Annotated in this window: 15 protein-coding genes; 11 read left to right on the top strand and 4 right to left on the bottom strand. The window is 71.4% G+C overall.

Annotation, left to right across the window (positions count from 1 at the left end; all coding sequences use genetic code 11):
- The first annotated feature begins 208 nt into the window (after positions 1–208).
- The 6 genes from F9C41_RS22820 (at position 209) to F9C41_RS22845 (ending at position 6,707) form a co-directional block, all read left to right on the top strand.
- Positions 209–2,044: a phosphoenolpyruvate carboxykinase (GTP) gene (locus F9C41_RS22820; protein ID WP_155388867.1), complete on the top strand. Its 1,836-nt coding sequence runs from the start codon at positions 209–211 to the stop codon at positions 2,042–2,044.
- A 149-nt stretch (positions 2,045–2,193) separates the two neighbouring features.
- Positions 2,194–2,649 carry an RrF2 family transcriptional regulator gene (locus F9C41_RS22825; RefSeq protein ID WP_120318082.1) on the top strand — a complete coding sequence of 152 codons (456 nt, stop codon included), beginning with the start codon at positions 2,194–2,196 and terminating at the stop codon, positions 2,647–2,649.
- 29 nt (positions 2,650–2,678) lie between these two features.
- Entirely contained in the window at positions 2,679–3,449 is a 771-nt protein-coding gene (locus F9C41_RS22830; protein ID WP_155388868.1) for an isoprenyl transferase, read from the top strand.
- Between the two features lie 191 nt (positions 3,450–3,640).
- Positions 3,641–4,339, top strand: a complete 699-nt coding sequence (locus tag F9C41_RS41440) for an aggregation-promoting factor C-terminal-like domain-containing protein (RefSeq protein WP_230689903.1) — start codon at positions 3,641–3,643, stop codon at positions 4,337–4,339.
- Positions 4,340–4,508: 169 nt separating this feature from the next.
- A complete protein-coding gene (locus F9C41_RS22840) occupies positions 4,509–5,801 on the top strand; it encodes a PhoH family protein (protein ID WP_155388869.1) in 1,293 nt (430 codons plus the stop codon).
- Positions 5,802–6,041: 240 nt separating this feature from the next.
- A complete protein-coding gene (locus F9C41_RS22845; RefSeq protein ID WP_230689904.1) occupies positions 6,042–6,707 on the top strand; it encodes an aggregation-promoting factor C-terminal-like domain-containing protein in 666 nt (221 codons plus the stop codon).
- 3 nt (positions 6,708–6,710) lie between these two features.
- On the opposite strand, the gene F9C41_RS22850 is transcribed toward F9C41_RS22845, so the two are convergent.
- Positions 6,711–7,343: a MerR family transcriptional regulator gene (locus F9C41_RS22850; RefSeq protein ID WP_155388870.1), complete on the bottom strand. Its 633-nt coding sequence runs from the start codon at positions 7,341–7,343 to the stop codon at positions 6,711–6,713.
- 64 nt (positions 7,344–7,407) lie between these two features.
- On the opposite strand from F9C41_RS22850, the gene F9C41_RS22855 reads away from it, so the two are divergent.
- From F9C41_RS22855 to F9C41_RS22865, 3 genes are all read left to right on the top strand, one after another.
- Positions 7,408–7,890 (top strand): DUF4188 domain-containing protein, encoded by a 483-nt coding sequence (locus tag F9C41_RS22855; protein WP_155388871.1) that lies wholly within the window; start codon positions 7,408–7,410, stop codon positions 7,888–7,890.
- 58 nt (positions 7,891–7,948) lie between these two features.
- Entirely contained in the window at positions 7,949–8,743 is a 795-nt protein-coding gene (locus F9C41_RS22860) for a S1 family serine peptidase (protein ID WP_155388872.1), read from the top strand.
- A 123-nt stretch (positions 8,744–8,866) separates the two neighbouring features.
- Positions 8,867–9,835, top strand: a complete 969-nt coding sequence (locus F9C41_RS22865; protein ID WP_155388873.1) for an NAD(P)/FAD-dependent oxidoreductase — start codon at positions 8,867–8,869, stop codon at positions 9,833–9,835.
- Here F9C41_RS22865 and F9C41_RS22870 read toward each other — a convergent pair.
- Both F9C41_RS22870 and F9C41_RS22875 read right to left on the bottom strand, forming a co-directional pair.
- Positions 9,832–10,755 carry a carbohydrate kinase family protein gene (locus tag F9C41_RS22870; protein WP_196279902.1) on the bottom strand — a complete coding sequence of 308 codons (924 nt, stop codon included), beginning with the start codon at positions 10,753–10,755 and terminating at the stop codon, positions 9,832–9,834. The genes F9C41_RS22865 and F9C41_RS22870 overlap by 4 nt on opposite strands.
- A 46-nt stretch (positions 10,756–10,801) precedes the next feature.
- Positions 10,802–11,566 (bottom strand): TetR/AcrR family transcriptional regulator, encoded by a 765-nt coding sequence (locus F9C41_RS22875; RefSeq protein WP_155388875.1) that lies wholly within the window; start codon positions 11,564–11,566, stop codon positions 10,802–10,804.
- A 119-nt stretch (positions 11,567–11,685) separates the two neighbouring features.
- Between F9C41_RS22875 and F9C41_RS22880 the strand changes: the two genes are divergently transcribed.
- Complete coding sequence (locus tag F9C41_RS22880; RefSeq protein WP_155388876.1) at positions 11,686–12,603, top strand: NAD-dependent epimerase/dehydratase family protein; 918 nt, start codon at positions 11,686–11,688, stop codon at positions 12,601–12,603.
- Between the two features lie 73 nt (positions 12,604–12,676).
- Here the strand turns inward: F9C41_RS22880 and F9C41_RS22885 are convergent, their stop codons facing one another.
- A complete protein-coding gene (locus F9C41_RS22885) occupies positions 12,677–13,210 on the bottom strand; it encodes a DUF4245 family protein (protein WP_155388877.1) in 534 nt (177 codons plus the stop codon).
- Between the two features lie 121 nt (positions 13,211–13,331).
- Between F9C41_RS22885 and glpX the strand changes: the two genes are divergently transcribed.
- A complete protein-coding gene (gene glpX / locus F9C41_RS22890) occupies positions 13,332–14,330 on the top strand; it encodes a class II fructose-bisphosphatase (protein ID WP_155388878.1) in 999 nt (332 codons plus the stop codon).
- Positions 14,331–14,347: the final 17 nt, after the last annotated feature.

Below are 14,347 nucleotides of genomic sequence, written 5' to 3' on the forward strand. Positions count from 1 at the left end.
AAACGGGATTTGCGGAAACGTGCGCGATCGGCCGAAGAATCGTGCGCGATGAAGCACCCGGGCCGACGCTTGTGCACTTATTCACAAGGCGGGAAGGGCCTCCGGCAACAAACCGGGCTTACGCTGAGGCCACATCCCGGACGACTCGCGGCCACCTGGCCGTGGTCAGTCGTATCCGTCGGTCAAAGACGACCACGAGGAGAACTCCATGACCGCGCCGGCAGTCATCGCAGGGCTTGACCAGCATCCGACCTCGCACCCCAAGCTGATCGCCTGGGTGCGCCAGATCGCAGAGCTCACCACACCCGACAGCATCGTGTGGTGCGACGGCTCCCAGGACGAGTGGACGCGCCTCACCGAGGAGCTCGTCACCGCGGGCAGCCTGGTCCGCCTGGACCCGGTCAAGCGGCCGAACTCCTTCTGGGCCCGCACCGACCCCTCGGACGTGGCCCGGGTCGAGGAGCGCACCTTCATCTGCTCCGTGGACGAGGCCGACGCCGGCCCGACCAACAACTGGATGGCTCCGTCCGAGATGAAGCAGCTCATGACCGAGCTGTACCGGGGCTGCATGCGCGGCCGCACCATGTACGTCATCCCGTTCTGCATGGGCCCGCTGGACGCGGAGAACCCCATGTTCGGTGTCGAGATCACCGACTCGCCGTACGTCGTGGCCAGCATGCGCATCATGACCCGGATGGGCACGCACGTGCTCGAGGCGATGGGTGAGACCGCGGACTTCGTGCCGGCGCTGCACTCGGTCGGCGCGCCGCTGGAGCCGGGCCAGGCCGACGTGCCGTGGCCGTGCTCGCCCACCAAGTACATCTCGCACTTCCCGGAGAGCCGGGAGATCTGGTCGTTCGGCTCCGGCTACGGCGGCAACTCGCTGCTGGGCAAGAAGTGCTACTCGCTGCGCATCGCCAGCGTGATGGGCCGCGACGAGGGCTGGCTCGCCGAGCACATGCTGATCCTCAAGCTGACCAACCCGGCCGGCAAGGTGCACTACATCGCCGCGGCGTTCCCGTCGGCGTGCGGCAAGACCAACCTCGCCATGCTGGAGCCGACCATCCCCGGCTGGAAGGTCGAGACCCTGGGCGACGACATCGCCTGGATGCGGTTCGGCGAGGACGGCCGCCTGTACGCGGTGAACCCCGAGTACGGCCTGTTCGGCGTCGCTCCCGGCACCGACTGGAAGACCAACCCGAACGCGATGCGCACGCTCGCCGCGGGCAACTCGCTGTTCACCAACGTGGCACGCACCGACGACAACGACATCTGGTGGGAGGGCATGGGCGAGCCCCCGGCCCACCTCACCGACTGGCACGGCAACGACTGGACCCCGGACTCCGACCAGGTCTCCAGCCACCCGAACTCGCGCTTCTGCACCCCGATCACGCAGTGCCCGATCCTGGCGACGGAGTACGACGACCCGAAGGGCGTGCCGATCTCGGCGATCCTCTTCGGCGGCCGCCGCAAGACCACCATCCCGCTGGTCAGCCAGGCCCGCGACTGGGTGCACGGCGTCTTCCAGGGCGCGACCCTCTCCTCGGAGACCACCGCCGCCGCGGTCGGCCAGGTCGGCGTCGTCCGCCGCGACCCGATGGCGATGCTGCCGTTCATCGGCTACAACGCCGGCGACTACTTCCGCCACTGGATCGCCATGGGCAAGGGTGTCGACGGCAACGCCGACAAGCTGCCCTCCATCTTCTACGTCAACTGGTTCCGCCGCGGTGACGACGGCCGCTTCCTGTGGCCCGGATTCGGCGAGAACTCCCGCGTCCTCAAGTGGGTCGTCGAGCGCCTGGAGGGTGAGGGCGGCGCCGTCGAGACCGCCGTCGGCTTCGTCCCCCGCGTCGAGGACCTGGACCTCACCGGCCTAGACCAGCCCGCCGAGGACGTCGCACTGGCCCTCGAAGTCCGCCCCGACGAGTGGGCCGCCGAGATCCCCCAGATCACCGAGTGGTTCGACAAGTTCGGCGACAAGCTCCCCGCCGTCCTCTGGTCCGAGCTCGACGCCCTCAAGGCCCGCCTCAACGTCACCGAGTGACGCACCGACGCGACGATCTTGCGTGAGCTGTGGGGATGACACGCCCTAAACGGACGAATCGCTAACAGTTCACGCAAGATCGTCACGATCTTGGCACAGTCACGCAGGCCCCCCGGCAGAGTCGGGGGGCCTGCGGGCATCATGGGGGTGTGCAGATCTCGGCTAGAGGCGACTACGCGGTCCGGGCCGCTCTGGAGCTGGCCAACGCGTACCCGGCCACCATCTCGGCACAGGCTCTCGCGGACGCCCAGGGGCTGCCCCGCAAGTTCCTCGAGGCCGTGCTCGCCGACCTGCGTCGCAGTGGGGTGATCCACGCCGTGCGGGGCGCCGACGGCGGCTACAGCCTCAGCTCGCCGCCGGCCGAGGTGACCATCGGCATGGTGCTGCGGGCTGTGGACGGGCCGCTGGCGGGCGTGCGCGGGCACCGCCCCGAGCAGACCAGCTACACCGGCACCTCCACCCACCTGCCGCTGGTATGGGTCGCCGTGCGCTCCGCGGTGCGCGGCGTCGTCGACGAGGTGACCCTCGCCCAGGCCGTCACGGGGCAGCTGCCGGAGGCCGTCCGAGACCTCACCACGGTCCCGGACGCCTGGCAGCCGCGCTGATCTGCGCCACCAGAGTTAGGCTGCGCAGGATGAAACTCCGCGACCTCGTCTATTCCGTATATGAACGCCGCCTCACCCAGCTGCTGGCGGGCAAGCCGCGTCCCCGGCACGTGGGCGTCATGTGCGACGGCAACCGGCGCTGGGCGCGCGACATGGGCTACGTGGACCCCAACGACGGCCACCGGGTCGGCGCGGCGCGGATCAAGGAGCTGCTGCGCTGGTGCGACGAGGCCGGCATCGCCCACGTCACGCTGTACCTGCTGGCCACCGACAACCTGCGCCGCCCGGCCGCCGAGCTGGACCCGCTGCTGCAGATCATCGAGGACCTCAGCACCGAGCTGGCCGAGGACGGCAACCCCTGGCAGCTGCGCATGGTCGGCGCGCTCGACCTGCTGCCCGCCGACACCGCCGCCGCGCTGAAGGCCGCCCAGGAGCGCACCGCGGGCCGCCACGGCGGCGCGCACGTCAACATCGCGGTCGGCTACACCGGCCGCCGGGAGATCGCCGACGCGGTGCGCTCGCTGCTGCAGGAGCACGCGAGGGCCGGCGCGACCCTGGAGGAGGTGGCGGAGAAGCTCGACGTCGAGCACATCGCCGAGCACCTCTACACCCGCGGCCAGCCCGACCCGGATCTGATCATCAGGACCAGCGGGGAGCAGCGGCTGTCCGGCTTCCTGCTGTGGCAGTCGGCGCACTCGGAGTTCTACTTCTGCGAGCTGAACTGGCCCGATTTCCGGCACGTGGACTTCCTGCGCGCGCTGCGGGCGTACGCCGGGCGCCAGCGCCGCTTCGGCGCGTGAGGCTCAGGGTTATCCACCCATAGCCCTAGTCCGATTTCTTCCCCTCTCCCACCTGCGCTCCTGTTGAAAATGTGACCTGTTTCACGATCCACGTGACGAGTTTGGCACGTCGCCGGAAAACCCGGCAGGGTCCCTGACCAGCGCCTTCCTCCCCCCTGAGGCGCGGCAACCCCCTACGAAGGGACCGACTCGTGTCGACACCCCGTGACCCCCTGCCGGGCCGCCACCGTGAACTCCGCCAGCGCAGTGGCCCCGCCCGGCTGCTGGCCGTCCACTCCCGAAAGATCGCGATCGGCGTGCTCTGCGCCGCCGTCCTCGGCGCGGTCGGTTACGGCCTCGCCGGAAACGCCGACCCGACGCCCACGGCCACCGAGCTGGCCGCCGCCCGCGCCGCCGAGGCCGACGCCGCCAGCCGCGACCACAGCCGCCTCGACGCCACGCCGTCGCCGAGCGCCAGCGCCACGCCGTCGCCGAGCGTGAGCGCGTCCCCCGCCACGACGCCGCGGGCGCAACCGCCGGCCACGGCCAAGCCGAAGCCGTCGGTCACCCGCACCGCCGCCGCGCCCACGCCGTCGTCCTGCAAGGGCTTCAGCGGCAACCAACTGACCGCGTGCAAGCTGCTGCCCAGCTTCGGCTTCGCGTACAGCCAGATGAGCCCGCTGGTGAAGCTGTGGCAGCACGAGAGCGGCTGGAACCACAAGGCCGAGAACTCCGGCTCCGGGGCGTACGGCATCCCGCAGGCGCTGCCCGGCAGCAAGATGGCGAAGTTCGGCGACGACTGGAAGACCAACCCCGCCACGCAGATCAAGTGGGGCCTGGACTACATCAAGAACCGGTACTCCACGCCCGCCGGCGCGTGGTCGCATTTCCAGGACGTCAGCTGGTACTAGGTGGCAGAATCGCCACTCGTTTCACGACTCGCAGTGACCCTGCGACTGCGTAAAGCGAGTGGCGATCTCCTCCGGCATCCCCCGACCGGGTGATGCCAGTATCGGCGGATCGTCGGACAGATCGTGAAGACATGCTGGCCAAACGGGTTTCTTGCGGTTAGCGTGAGTCATGGTCGATGTCCCGATACGAACGTACGTACTCGACACCTCCGTGCTGCTGGCCGATCCCGGTGCGATCCGCCGCTTCTCCGAGCACAACGTCGTGCTGCCGCTCGTGGTCATCTCCGAGCTGGAGGGCAAGCGGCACCACCCGGAGCTCGGCTGGTTCGCCAGGCAGTCGCTGCGACTGCTCGACGACCTGCGGGTCAAGCACGGCAGGCTGGACGTGCCGCTGCCGGTGAACGACGCCGGCGGAACGCTGCGGGTGGAGTTGAACCACACGGACCCGCAGCTGCTGCCCAACGGCTTCCGCAACGACACGAACGACGCCCGCATCCTGTCGGTGGCGCTCGGTCTCGCGGCGGACGGGCAGCAGGTGACCCTGGTCAGCAAGGACATGCCGCTGCGGGTCAAGGCCGCCGCGGTGGGCCTGGCGGCCGACGAGTACCGGCATGACCAGGCGGTGGATCCCACCTGGTCCGGGCTTGCGGAGGTGGACCTGTCGGACGCGGACATGACCGCGCTCTATGCCGGGGACGGCATCGACCATGACGAGGCGGCGGGGCTGCCCGTCCATACGGGACTCATCCTGCACGCGGGGCGCGGTTCGGCGCTGGGCCGCGTGCACACGGACAAGACGGTGCGGCTGGTCCGCGGCGATCGCGAGGCGTTCGGCCTGCGCGGGCGTTCGGCGGAGCAACGCATCGCGCTGGACCTGCTGCTCGACGACAGCATCGGCATCGTCTCGCTGGGCGGCCGGGCCGGCACCGGCAAGTCGGCACTGGCCCTGTGCGCCGGGCTGGAGCAGGTGATGGAGCGGGGCAAGCACAAGAAGGTCATCGTCTTCCGCCCGCTGTACGCCGTCGGCGGCCAGGAACTGGGCTACCTGCCGGGTAGCGAGGCGGAGAAGATGTCGCCGTGGGCGCAGGCGGTGTTCGACACCCTCGGCGCGCTGGTGCACGACAACGTGCGCGACGAGGTGCTGCACCGGGGCATGCTCGAGGTGCTGCCGCTGACCCACATCCGCGGCCGCAGCCTGCACGACGCGTTCGTCATCGTCGACGAGGCGCAGTCGCTGGAACGGGGCGTGCTGCTCACCGTGCTGTCGCGCATCGGCGCCGGTTCGCGGGTGGTGCTCACCCACGACGTGGCGCAGCGGGACAACCTGCGGGTGGGCCGGCACGACGGGGTCACCGCGGTCATCGAGACTCTCAAGGGGCATCCGCTGTTCGCCCACGTGACCCTGACCCGATCGGAGCGTTCCGCGATCGCCGAAGTGGTGACCGATCTCCTGGAGGAGTGATTCCGTCCTGATTTGACACACTATGGAGTGTGACCGGGGCCACAGTAACCCAGCCGGGCGACGACAGGCCCCGGTCCTCTGCGTCAGGGTGGCATCGAGCGCCCTTGCATCCGGCGTGTCCGGCGTGCCGTCCCCCGGCCGCCGCGTGGCGTTCCGGTTGCCCGGCACGGCGCTCCCCCGGGACCGTCCGACCCCCTGCACGCGAGACGGACCGGGGCCCCCGCCGCCGAGAGGATCCCCGTGTCCCGGCAACGCCGCGCCCCTCGCCGGGCGCACCCCGCGACCGGCCGCCTGATAGTGCGCACGCTTGCCGTGCTGACCCTGCTCGGCGGGGTGGCCGGCGCGATGCGCCTCGACGAGACCGAGCAGTGGCAGGCCGACACCGCCAACTCGGGCCAGGCGCAGATCGTCGCGCACGCGGAGTCGGCCGCCCTCACCCTGCAACAGCACCAGCTCCTCCTGGAGGCCAAGGACCGCGCCGCGGCCGAGGCCAAGGCCGCCGCGGCCCGTGCCGCCGCGGTGGAGAAGGAGGTCAGCCGCCGCGGGGCCGCCCGTACCACCACTCCCGTCGACTTCGGGCCCATCCCCAGCAGCTGCCAGGAGTTCAGCGGCAACCGGGCGATCGGGTGCGCGCTGGTGCTCAGCGCGGGCATGGACCTCACTCAGATGGCCTGCCTGAACAAGCTGTGGACCCGGGAGTCCGGCTGGAACCCCAATGCCCACAACAAGAGCTCCGGGGCGCACGGCATCCCGCAGGCGGTGCCCGGCAACAAGATGGCGAAGTTCGGCGCCGACTGGGAGACCAACCCGGCCACGCAGATCAAGTGGGGCCTGGAATACATCAAGAACCGCTACAGCACTCCCTGCAAGGCGTGGCAGCAGTCCGAGGAAGAGGGCTGGTACTGACCCTCAGCCGGGTTCGGTGAGCCCAGCGCTGGTGTGCTCCTGGGCCAGCCGGCGCAGGGCCGTGAGCACCGCCTCGCCGAGCACGGTGCCGGTGACCACGCCCTCGACCATGGCGGCCCGGTCCCCGCGCGCCAGCACGAGGCCGACCTCCTGCACGGCCAGCCGCTCGGTCGCCTCGGCGTAGCCGTCGACCATCGCCAGCATGTCCTCCTGGCCCAGTTCGCGCAGCGCCGCGATGGCGTCGGCGAGCTGGTCCAGCGCGGGGGCGCGATCGTGCACCCGCCAGCCCCGGTCGGCCACGATCCGGGCGGCCTCGTCCCGGGCCGCCTGCCAGCCCGCGGTGCCGCGATCGGCGCGCGGCGTGCCCGCGATCGCCTCGTGCGCGGTGCCGAGCAGGTCGTGACCCTGCAGTCCGCCGTCGTCGACGGCCTGCAGCACCTGGCGCACCCCGGCCACGCTGAGGTTGCCGACGTCTATCAGAGCCCGGATCAGGCGCAGCCGGCGCAGGTGCGCGTCGCCGTATTCGGCCTGGTTGCGGCCCATCGCCCGGCCGGGCGGGAGCAGCCCCTCGCGCAGGTAGTACTTGACCGTGGGCAGCGAGACCCCGCTGCTGCGGCTCAACTCGGAAATCTTCATCGCGGTTGACGATACCCAACCGGATAGTGGATAGTGATGCTATCCACTATGCAGAGGAGGAGTCATGCCAGCCGTGGTTCCAGGCCGGATGTCGGCCGACATCGAGGGCGATTTCGTGGTCTTCCTGATCGGCATGCGGTTCAACAAGCCCTGGAAGATCCACAAATGGTGGGGTGCGTTCACCGCGATGCCGCGCATGCTGCGCGTGCTCGCCCAGCGACCCGAGCTCGGCCTGCTCTCGGTGGAGTACGCGATCACCCCGCGCGGCCCGCTCACCATTCAGTACTGGCGCAGCGTGGAGCAGCTGGAGGCGTTCGCGAAGAACGCCGCGCTGCCGCACCACCCGGCCTGGCGTGCCTTCAACAAGGTCGTCGGCGGCAATGGAGACGTCGGCATCTGGCACGAGACCTACCTGGTCAGCGCAGGCCGGTACGAGGTGCTCTACGGCAATATGCCACCGTTCGGGCTGGTCCGCGCGGGCGAGCACGTACCCGTGGCGCGCAAGGGCGAGACGGCTGCCGCCCGTCGGGGAGGTTCGGCAACATAAAGGATTAATCGCCCAAACGCGCTAATATCGGCATCACCGTCGACCTCGGAGGATGCTGATGCGGGCGATCGCGCTGTTCATGTGCGTGACGGCGATGGTCGCGGCCGTGGCGGCGCCCGCCGCGGCGAAACCGGCGGACCCGCCGCAGGTCGAGGTGATCGGCGGGGCCCGCGCGGGCGCGGGGGAGTTCCCCTGGATGGTGCGCCTGAACAACGGCTGTGCCGGCACCCTGGTGCGCACCCAGTACGTGCTGACGGCCGCGCACTGCGTGGCGCGCACCGGTGCCAACACGTCGATCACGGTGACCGCGGGTGCGGCCGATCTCGGCTCGGGCAAGACGTTCCAGGTGCGCAGCAGCCAGGTGTGGCGGGCCCGCGGCTTCTCCGACGTGACCCGGGGCGACGACTGGGCGGTGATCCGGCTGGCCCGCCCCGTCGACGGGCCGGTGGTCGCCCTGCCCTCCGGCGGCGGCCTGGACAACGGCACGCTCACCGCGGTCGGCTGGGGCGCGACCCGGGAGGGCTCCCGCGCCCAGCAGCGCTACCTGCGCAAGGTCCAGGTGCCGTACGTCGCCGACGGCGCCTGCGGCAAGATCTACCGCTCGCACGGGTACGGCTTCACCGATGCGGACATGATCTGCGCCGGCGACCTCAAGCGCGGCGGCAAGGACAGCTGCCAGGGCGACTCGGGCGGCCCGCTGCTGCGCCGGGACGGCGCACGCTGGGTGCAGGTCGGCATCGTCAGCTGGGGGGTGGGGTGCGGCCGGGCGGCCTACCCCGGCGTCTATACCCAGGTGTCGCACTTCTCCGCGGATATCAACGCGGCCATTGAGGAGAACGCCGCGCGCGGTTAGGTTCACCCCATGAGCGAACGAGTCAGATGGCTCGATCCGGTCGTCGAGGAGCATCGTGCACGAGCGGAGTGAGCGAACCGTGGGCCTTCAGGCCGCCGCCGACGAGCGAAGCGAGGAGAAGGCGTGAGCGAGCGTAGCGAGGTCGATGTCGCGATCATCGGGGCGGGGCCGACCGGCCTGTTCGCGGCGTACTACGCCGGGTTCCGGGGGCTGAGCACGCTGGTCGTCGACGCGCTGCCGGAGGCCGGCGGGCAGGTCACCGCCATGTACCCGGAGAAGATGATTTTCGACGTGGCCGGCTTTCCGGCGGTGCGCGGGCGCGAGCTCATCGCGAACCTGGTGGCGCAGGCGGGCGCGTTCTCACCGACGTACCGGCTGGGCGTGCAGGCCGCGGCACTGACCTATGCGGACGGTGTGCCGATCCTGGGGCTCGGCGACGGCACCGAGGTGCGCTGCGGCGCGGTGCTGATCACCGGCGGCCTGGGCTCGTTCACCCCGCGCCCGCTGCCCGCCGCGGCCGGTTTCACCGGCACCGGCATCATCTTCTTCGTGCCGGACCCGACGATGCTGGCCGGCAAGCACGTGGTGATCGTGGGCGGCGGCGATTCGGCGTTCGACTGGGCGCTGGCGCTGGCCGGGGTCGCCGCGAGCGTCACCCTGGTGCACCGGCGCGACAAGTTCCGGGCCCACGCGGCGACCGTGGCGCGGGTCAAGGCGCTGCCGGTGCGCATCGAGGTCAACAGCCAGCTCACCAAGATCCTCGGCAGCGGCCAGGTGGAGTCGGTCGAGCTGAACGGCACCGAGGAGATCCCCGCCGACGTCGTGGTCGCCGCGCTCGGCTTCACCGCCGACCTCGGTCCGCTGGCGATGTGGGGCCTGGCCCTGGACAAGCGGCACATCACCGTCGACTCGACGATGGCGACCAACCTGCCGCGCGTCTTCGCCGCGGGCGACATCGTGGAGTATCCGGGCAAGGTGCGCCTCATCGCGACCGGCTTCGGCGAGGCCGCCACGGCCGTCAACAACGCCGCGATCGTGATCGACCCGGCGGCGCACCTGTTCCCCGGCCACTCCTCCGAGGACGTCGTCTAGACCAGCTGGAAGGCGCGCAGCTCGTCGAGGGTGGGCGGGTCGGCGCCGGGGCGGGTGCAGGTGAGCGCGGCGGCGTCGCACATGTGGCGCAGCATCAGCCGCAGCGTCTCCGGCGCGAGTTCGCGGCCGAGCTGGTCACCCAGCCGTCCGGCGGTGTGCAGCCAGGCCAGCAGCGCGCCCATCGCGGTGTCGCCCGCGCCGATGGAGTCGATCATCGAGATGGCGGGCGCGGCGACGGTCACCTCCTCGGTCGCGGTCAGCGCCACCGCGCCCGCGTCGCCGTGGGTCAGCACCAGCAGCCGCGGGCCGGCGGCCAGCCAGCGGCGAGCCGTCTCCATCGGCGGCACGTGCGGGTACGCGTGGGTCAGGTCGCCTTCGCTGGCGCGTACCAGGTGGGCGAGCTCGACCAGGCGTTCCAGCCGGACCAGGGAGTCGGGGCGGGCCAGCGCGACGCCGCGCACGTTCGGGTCGAAGGTGATCGTGCACCGGTCGCGGTGACGCAGCGCCCAGCGCTCCAGGGTGTCCGCCCCCGGCGGCAGGAACGCGGCCAGCGAGCCGATGTGGATGGTGCTGCCGTCGGGCAGCTCGGGCAGCTCGCGCTCGCGCCAGCCGAAGTCGGCGGCCCCGGCCAGCCAGAAGTCGTACAGCGCCTCGCCGTCGTCGCCGACCGTGGCCAGCGCCAGTGCCGACGGCTGGGACGTGGCGACCAGGTACTGGGTGTCCACGCCGGACGAGGTGAGCCGCTGGCGGAAGGCGCTGCCGAACGAGTCGCGGCCGACCCGGGCCGCCATCGCCACGGGCGCGCCGAGCCGGGCCGCCGCGATGGCGGTGTTGGCGGGGCCGCCGCCGAGCGCGGCGCGCAGCAGGCCCGCCCCGGCGGGGACGAGGTCGACGACTTGCTCTCCGGCTACCACGATCACCCGGACAGTCTGGCGGTCGCGCGACGGCCGGGCAATGCCGCACCCGTCATCGCAGACCGACGTACGCCGCCATCACGCGCAGCTGGTGGTCGAAGAAGGACCGGCGGCTGTCCTCGATCAGGTTCTGGAACCGGCCGAACAGCTCGAAGGTGACCACGCCGAACAGCTGGATCCAGGCGGTGATGCCGCGCGCCAGCACCTCCCGTGGCACGGCGGGGGCGATCAGCGCGGCGATCCGGTCCAGTTCGGCGGCCAGGTCGGCGGCCATCGGCGAGACCGCGCCCGCCGGATCGGCGAGGGCTTCGGAGCCCGGGCCGGGCCGGGATCCGGTCGTCGACCCGGCACCTGCCGAAGGCGCGGCCAGCGTGCCGGCGGCGACGCCGTCGGCGATCAGGGCGGTGATCAGGTTCGTGGTGCGGGCGGCCGGGCCGACGGTGGTCTCCGGGGCTTTGTAGCCGGGCACCGGTGAGCCGTAGATCAGGGCGTACTCCGCCGGGTTGGCCAGCGCCCAGTCCCGGATGCCGTGCCCTGCCGCGAGCCACCGGCCGAGCAGGTCGGCGCGGTCCACCGCCGCCTCGGCGGACTCGGCCGCCGCGCCCAGCTCGTCGTAGCAGTCGATGATCAGCGCGGTGAGCAGGTCGTCGCGGCTGGGGAAGTAGCGGTAGACCGCCGACGAGACCATGCCCAGCTCCCGGGCCACGGCGCGCAGCGACAGGTTGGCCCCCTCGGTGGCGAGCTGCCGCCGCGCGATGGCCTTGATCTCGCTGGTCAGCTCGTCGCGTACGCGGGCCCGGATGTTCTTGGCGGTCATGTCCGAGAGCATAACAACAAACCGAGAGCACCGCTCTTGACAGTTGCGTCGGCGGCGGTGTTCACTGTTGTCAACGGAGAGCGGTGCTCTCGAAACGAAGCAGAGATCTGGAGTTTGAGATGCACGTGATCGTCGGCGCGGGACCCGTGGGCTCCGCCACCGCACTGCTGCTGGCCGAGCGCGGCGAGCAGGTCCGGATCGTCACCCGCCGGGGCACCGGCCCGCAGGCGCCCGGGATCGAGCTGGTCGCCGCCGACGCCTCCGACGCGACCCGGCTCGCTGAGCTGGCTGCCGGCGCGACGGCCCTCTACAACTGCGCGAACCCGGCCTACCACCGCTGGCTGACCGACTGGCCGCCGCTGGCCGCGGCACTGCTGCACGCGGCGGAGTCGTCCGGCGCGGTGCTCGTGACGATGGGCAATCTGTACGGCTACGGCCCCGTCACCGGCCCGATCACCCACCACACCCCGCTCGCCGCGACGCACCCGAAGCTGGCTATGCGCGTGCGCATGTGGGAGGACGCGCTGGCCGCGCACCGGGCCGGCCGGCTGCGCGCCACCGAGGCCAGGGCCAGCGACTTCGCCGGGCCGGGCTCCTACGGGGTGCTGAACGAGATGGCACTGTCGCGCACCGCGAAGGGCGGCACCGCATACGTCATGGGCGACCCGGACGCCCCGCACAGCTGGACCGCGATCGCCGACGTGGCCCGCACCCTGGTCGCGCTCGCCACCGACGAGCGGGCCTGGGGACAGGCCTGGCTGGTGCCCACCCCGCCCGCGATCTCCATCCGCCAGGCAGCCCGGCGTGCGAACGAGCTGGTCGGCCTGCCTGCGGCCAGGGTGAGCCGGGTGCCGTACCCGGTGCTGTGGGCGGCTGGTCTCTTCTCGACCATGCTGAAGGAGATGCGGACCACGCACTACCAGTTCGCCGCGCCGTTCGTGATGGACAGCTCGCACACCGAGCAGGTCCTCGGCCTCAAGCCGACGCCGCTGGACGACACTCTCGCCGCCACCGCCGCGAGCTACCGCGACGCCTGATCAGGCGGCAGGTCCCGGGGCGGCCGAGCGCGGCCGCACCGGCAGGCGCGCCGCGTCCGTGAACGGATCGCCGTCAGCGGGCGACTGCCGCGGCCAGCCCGGTCAGGTCGGCACCCTGGCCGACGAGCAGCGTGGTGGTGTTGCCCGCGGTCCGGGCCAGCACGGTCTGCCCGTCCGGCGCGCGGAAGCGCTGCCAGGTGACCGTGCCCACCACGGTCTCGCCGTCGGCCTGGGCCTTGCCGTCCAGCTCGTCCTTGACCAGGGCGTCCAGTGCGGCGCGGGACTGCACCAGCCGCGCCCCGTTGTTGTCGGGGTCGAGATAGCCGATGCGCAGCACGCCCGGCTCCCACTTCGCGGTGACGGTCTGCCAGCCGTCGGGGGCGGCCGCCGGCAGGGGGGCGAACGACGCGCGCCCGGCGCTGGCGATCGCGTTCGCCGGATCCACCGTCACGGCGGCGTCCCAGCCGTAGAACAGCCGGTAGCCCAGCACCAGGAGCAGCACTGGGATCAGCAGCACGCCGAGGGACAGGGCCATGTCCTTCGGGGTGCGGCCACCCGTCGCCGGCACGGACGTCGGCTCGGTCTGCTCGGTCTCCAGGGTGCTCACCCCACCATCTTGACCGATGTCACAGGTCACACCGTCACGAGGTCACCGGATGCAACAACCCGAACGTACGTTCAGCCGCAGGCATGACAGGATCACTTCAGCCGATCGTAGGAGGAGCAGCATGGCGACCCGTACTCCGCAGGATCTCGACCGGAACCTGGCACTCGATCTCGTCCGGGTGACCGAGGCGGCGGCCATGGCCGCGGGCCGTTGGGTCGGCCGGGGCGACAAGGAGGGCGGCGACGGTGCGGCCGTCGACGCCATGCGCAAGCTGATCAACTCGCTGCCCATGACCGGCACCGTGGTCATCGGCGAGGGCGAGAAGGACAACGCCCCGATGCTGTTCAACGGCGAGCGGGTCGGCGACGGCACCGGGCCCGAGGTCGACGTGGCCGTCGACCCGATCGACGGCACCACGCTGATGAGCAAGGGCATGCCGAACGCGCTGGCCGTGCTGGCCGTCGCCGAGCGCGGCGCGATGTTCGACCCGAGCGCGGTCTTCTACATGGAGAAGCTGGTCGTGGGCGCCGAGGCGGCCGACGTGATCGACATCACTGCCGGCTGGACCGAGAACCTGCGCCGCATCGCCAAGGCCAAGCGGGTGCGCGTGTCCGACCTGACCGTCTGCATCCTGGACCGGCCGCGCCACGCCGACCTGATCCGCGAGGTCCGCGATGCGGGCGCCCGGATCAACTTCATCTCCGACGGCGACATCGCCGGCGCCATCTACGCCGCGCGCGACCAGTCCGACGTCGACGTGCTGATGGGCATCGGCGGCACGCCCGAGGGCATCACCGCGGCGTGCGCGCTCAAGTGCCTGGGCGGCGCGATGCAGGCCCGGCTGTGGCCGCAGGACGCGGCCGAGCGCGAGCGGGCCGTTGCCGCCGGGCACGACCTGGACCGGGTGCTCACCACCGACGACCTGGTCACGGGCGAGAACGTGTTCTTCGTGGCCACCGGCGTCACCTCCGGCGACCTGCTGCGCGGCGTGCGCTACCGCGACAACGGCGCGTACACCCAGTCGATCGTCATGCGGTCGAAGTCGGGCACCATCCGCGTGATCGACTCTTACCACCGCCTGGAGAAGCTCGCCGGGTACTCGCTGGTCGACTTCGCGTGATCCGTACCGCCCAGGCC

This window comes from Catellatospora paridis (assembly GCF_009720365.1).
GTDB lineage: Bacteria > Actinomycetota > Actinomycetes > Mycobacteriales > Micromonosporaceae > Catellatospora > Catellatospora paridis.

Excerpts from the sequence above, each read along its gene's own strand:
- F9C41_RS22820 (WP_155388867.1), top strand. The coding sequence starts at position 209 with ATGACCGCGCCGGCAGTCATCGCAGGGCTTGACCAGCATCCGACCTCG.
- F9C41_RS22830 (WP_155388868.1), top strand. The coding sequence starts at position 2,679 with ATGAAACTCCGCGACCTCGTCTATTCCGTATATGAACGCCGCCTCACC.
- F9C41_RS22840 (WP_155388869.1), top strand. The coding sequence starts at position 4,509 with ATGGTCGATGTCCCGATACGAACGTACGTACTCGACACCTCCGTGCTG.
- F9C41_RS22850 (WP_155388870.1), bottom strand. The coding sequence starts at position 7,343 with ATGAAGATTTCCGAGTTGAGCCGCAGCAGCGGGGTCTCGCTGCCCACG.
- F9C41_RS22855 (WP_155388871.1), top strand. The coding sequence starts at position 7,408 with ATGCCAGCCGTGGTTCCAGGCCGGATGTCGGCCGACATCGAGGGCGAT.
- F9C41_RS22860 (WP_155388872.1), top strand. The coding sequence starts at position 7,949 with ATGCGGGCGATCGCGCTGTTCATGTGCGTGACGGCGATGGTCGCGGCC.
- F9C41_RS22875 (WP_155388875.1), bottom strand. The coding sequence starts at position 11,566 with ATGACCGCCAAGAACATCCGGGCCCGCGTACGCGACGAGCTGACCAGC.
- F9C41_RS22880 (WP_155388876.1), top strand. The coding sequence starts at position 11,686 with ATGCACGTGATCGTCGGCGCGGGACCCGTGGGCTCCGCCACCGCACTG.
- glpX (WP_155388878.1), top strand. The coding sequence starts at position 13,332 with ATGGCGACCCGTACTCCGCAGGATCTCGACCGGAACCTGGCACTCGAT.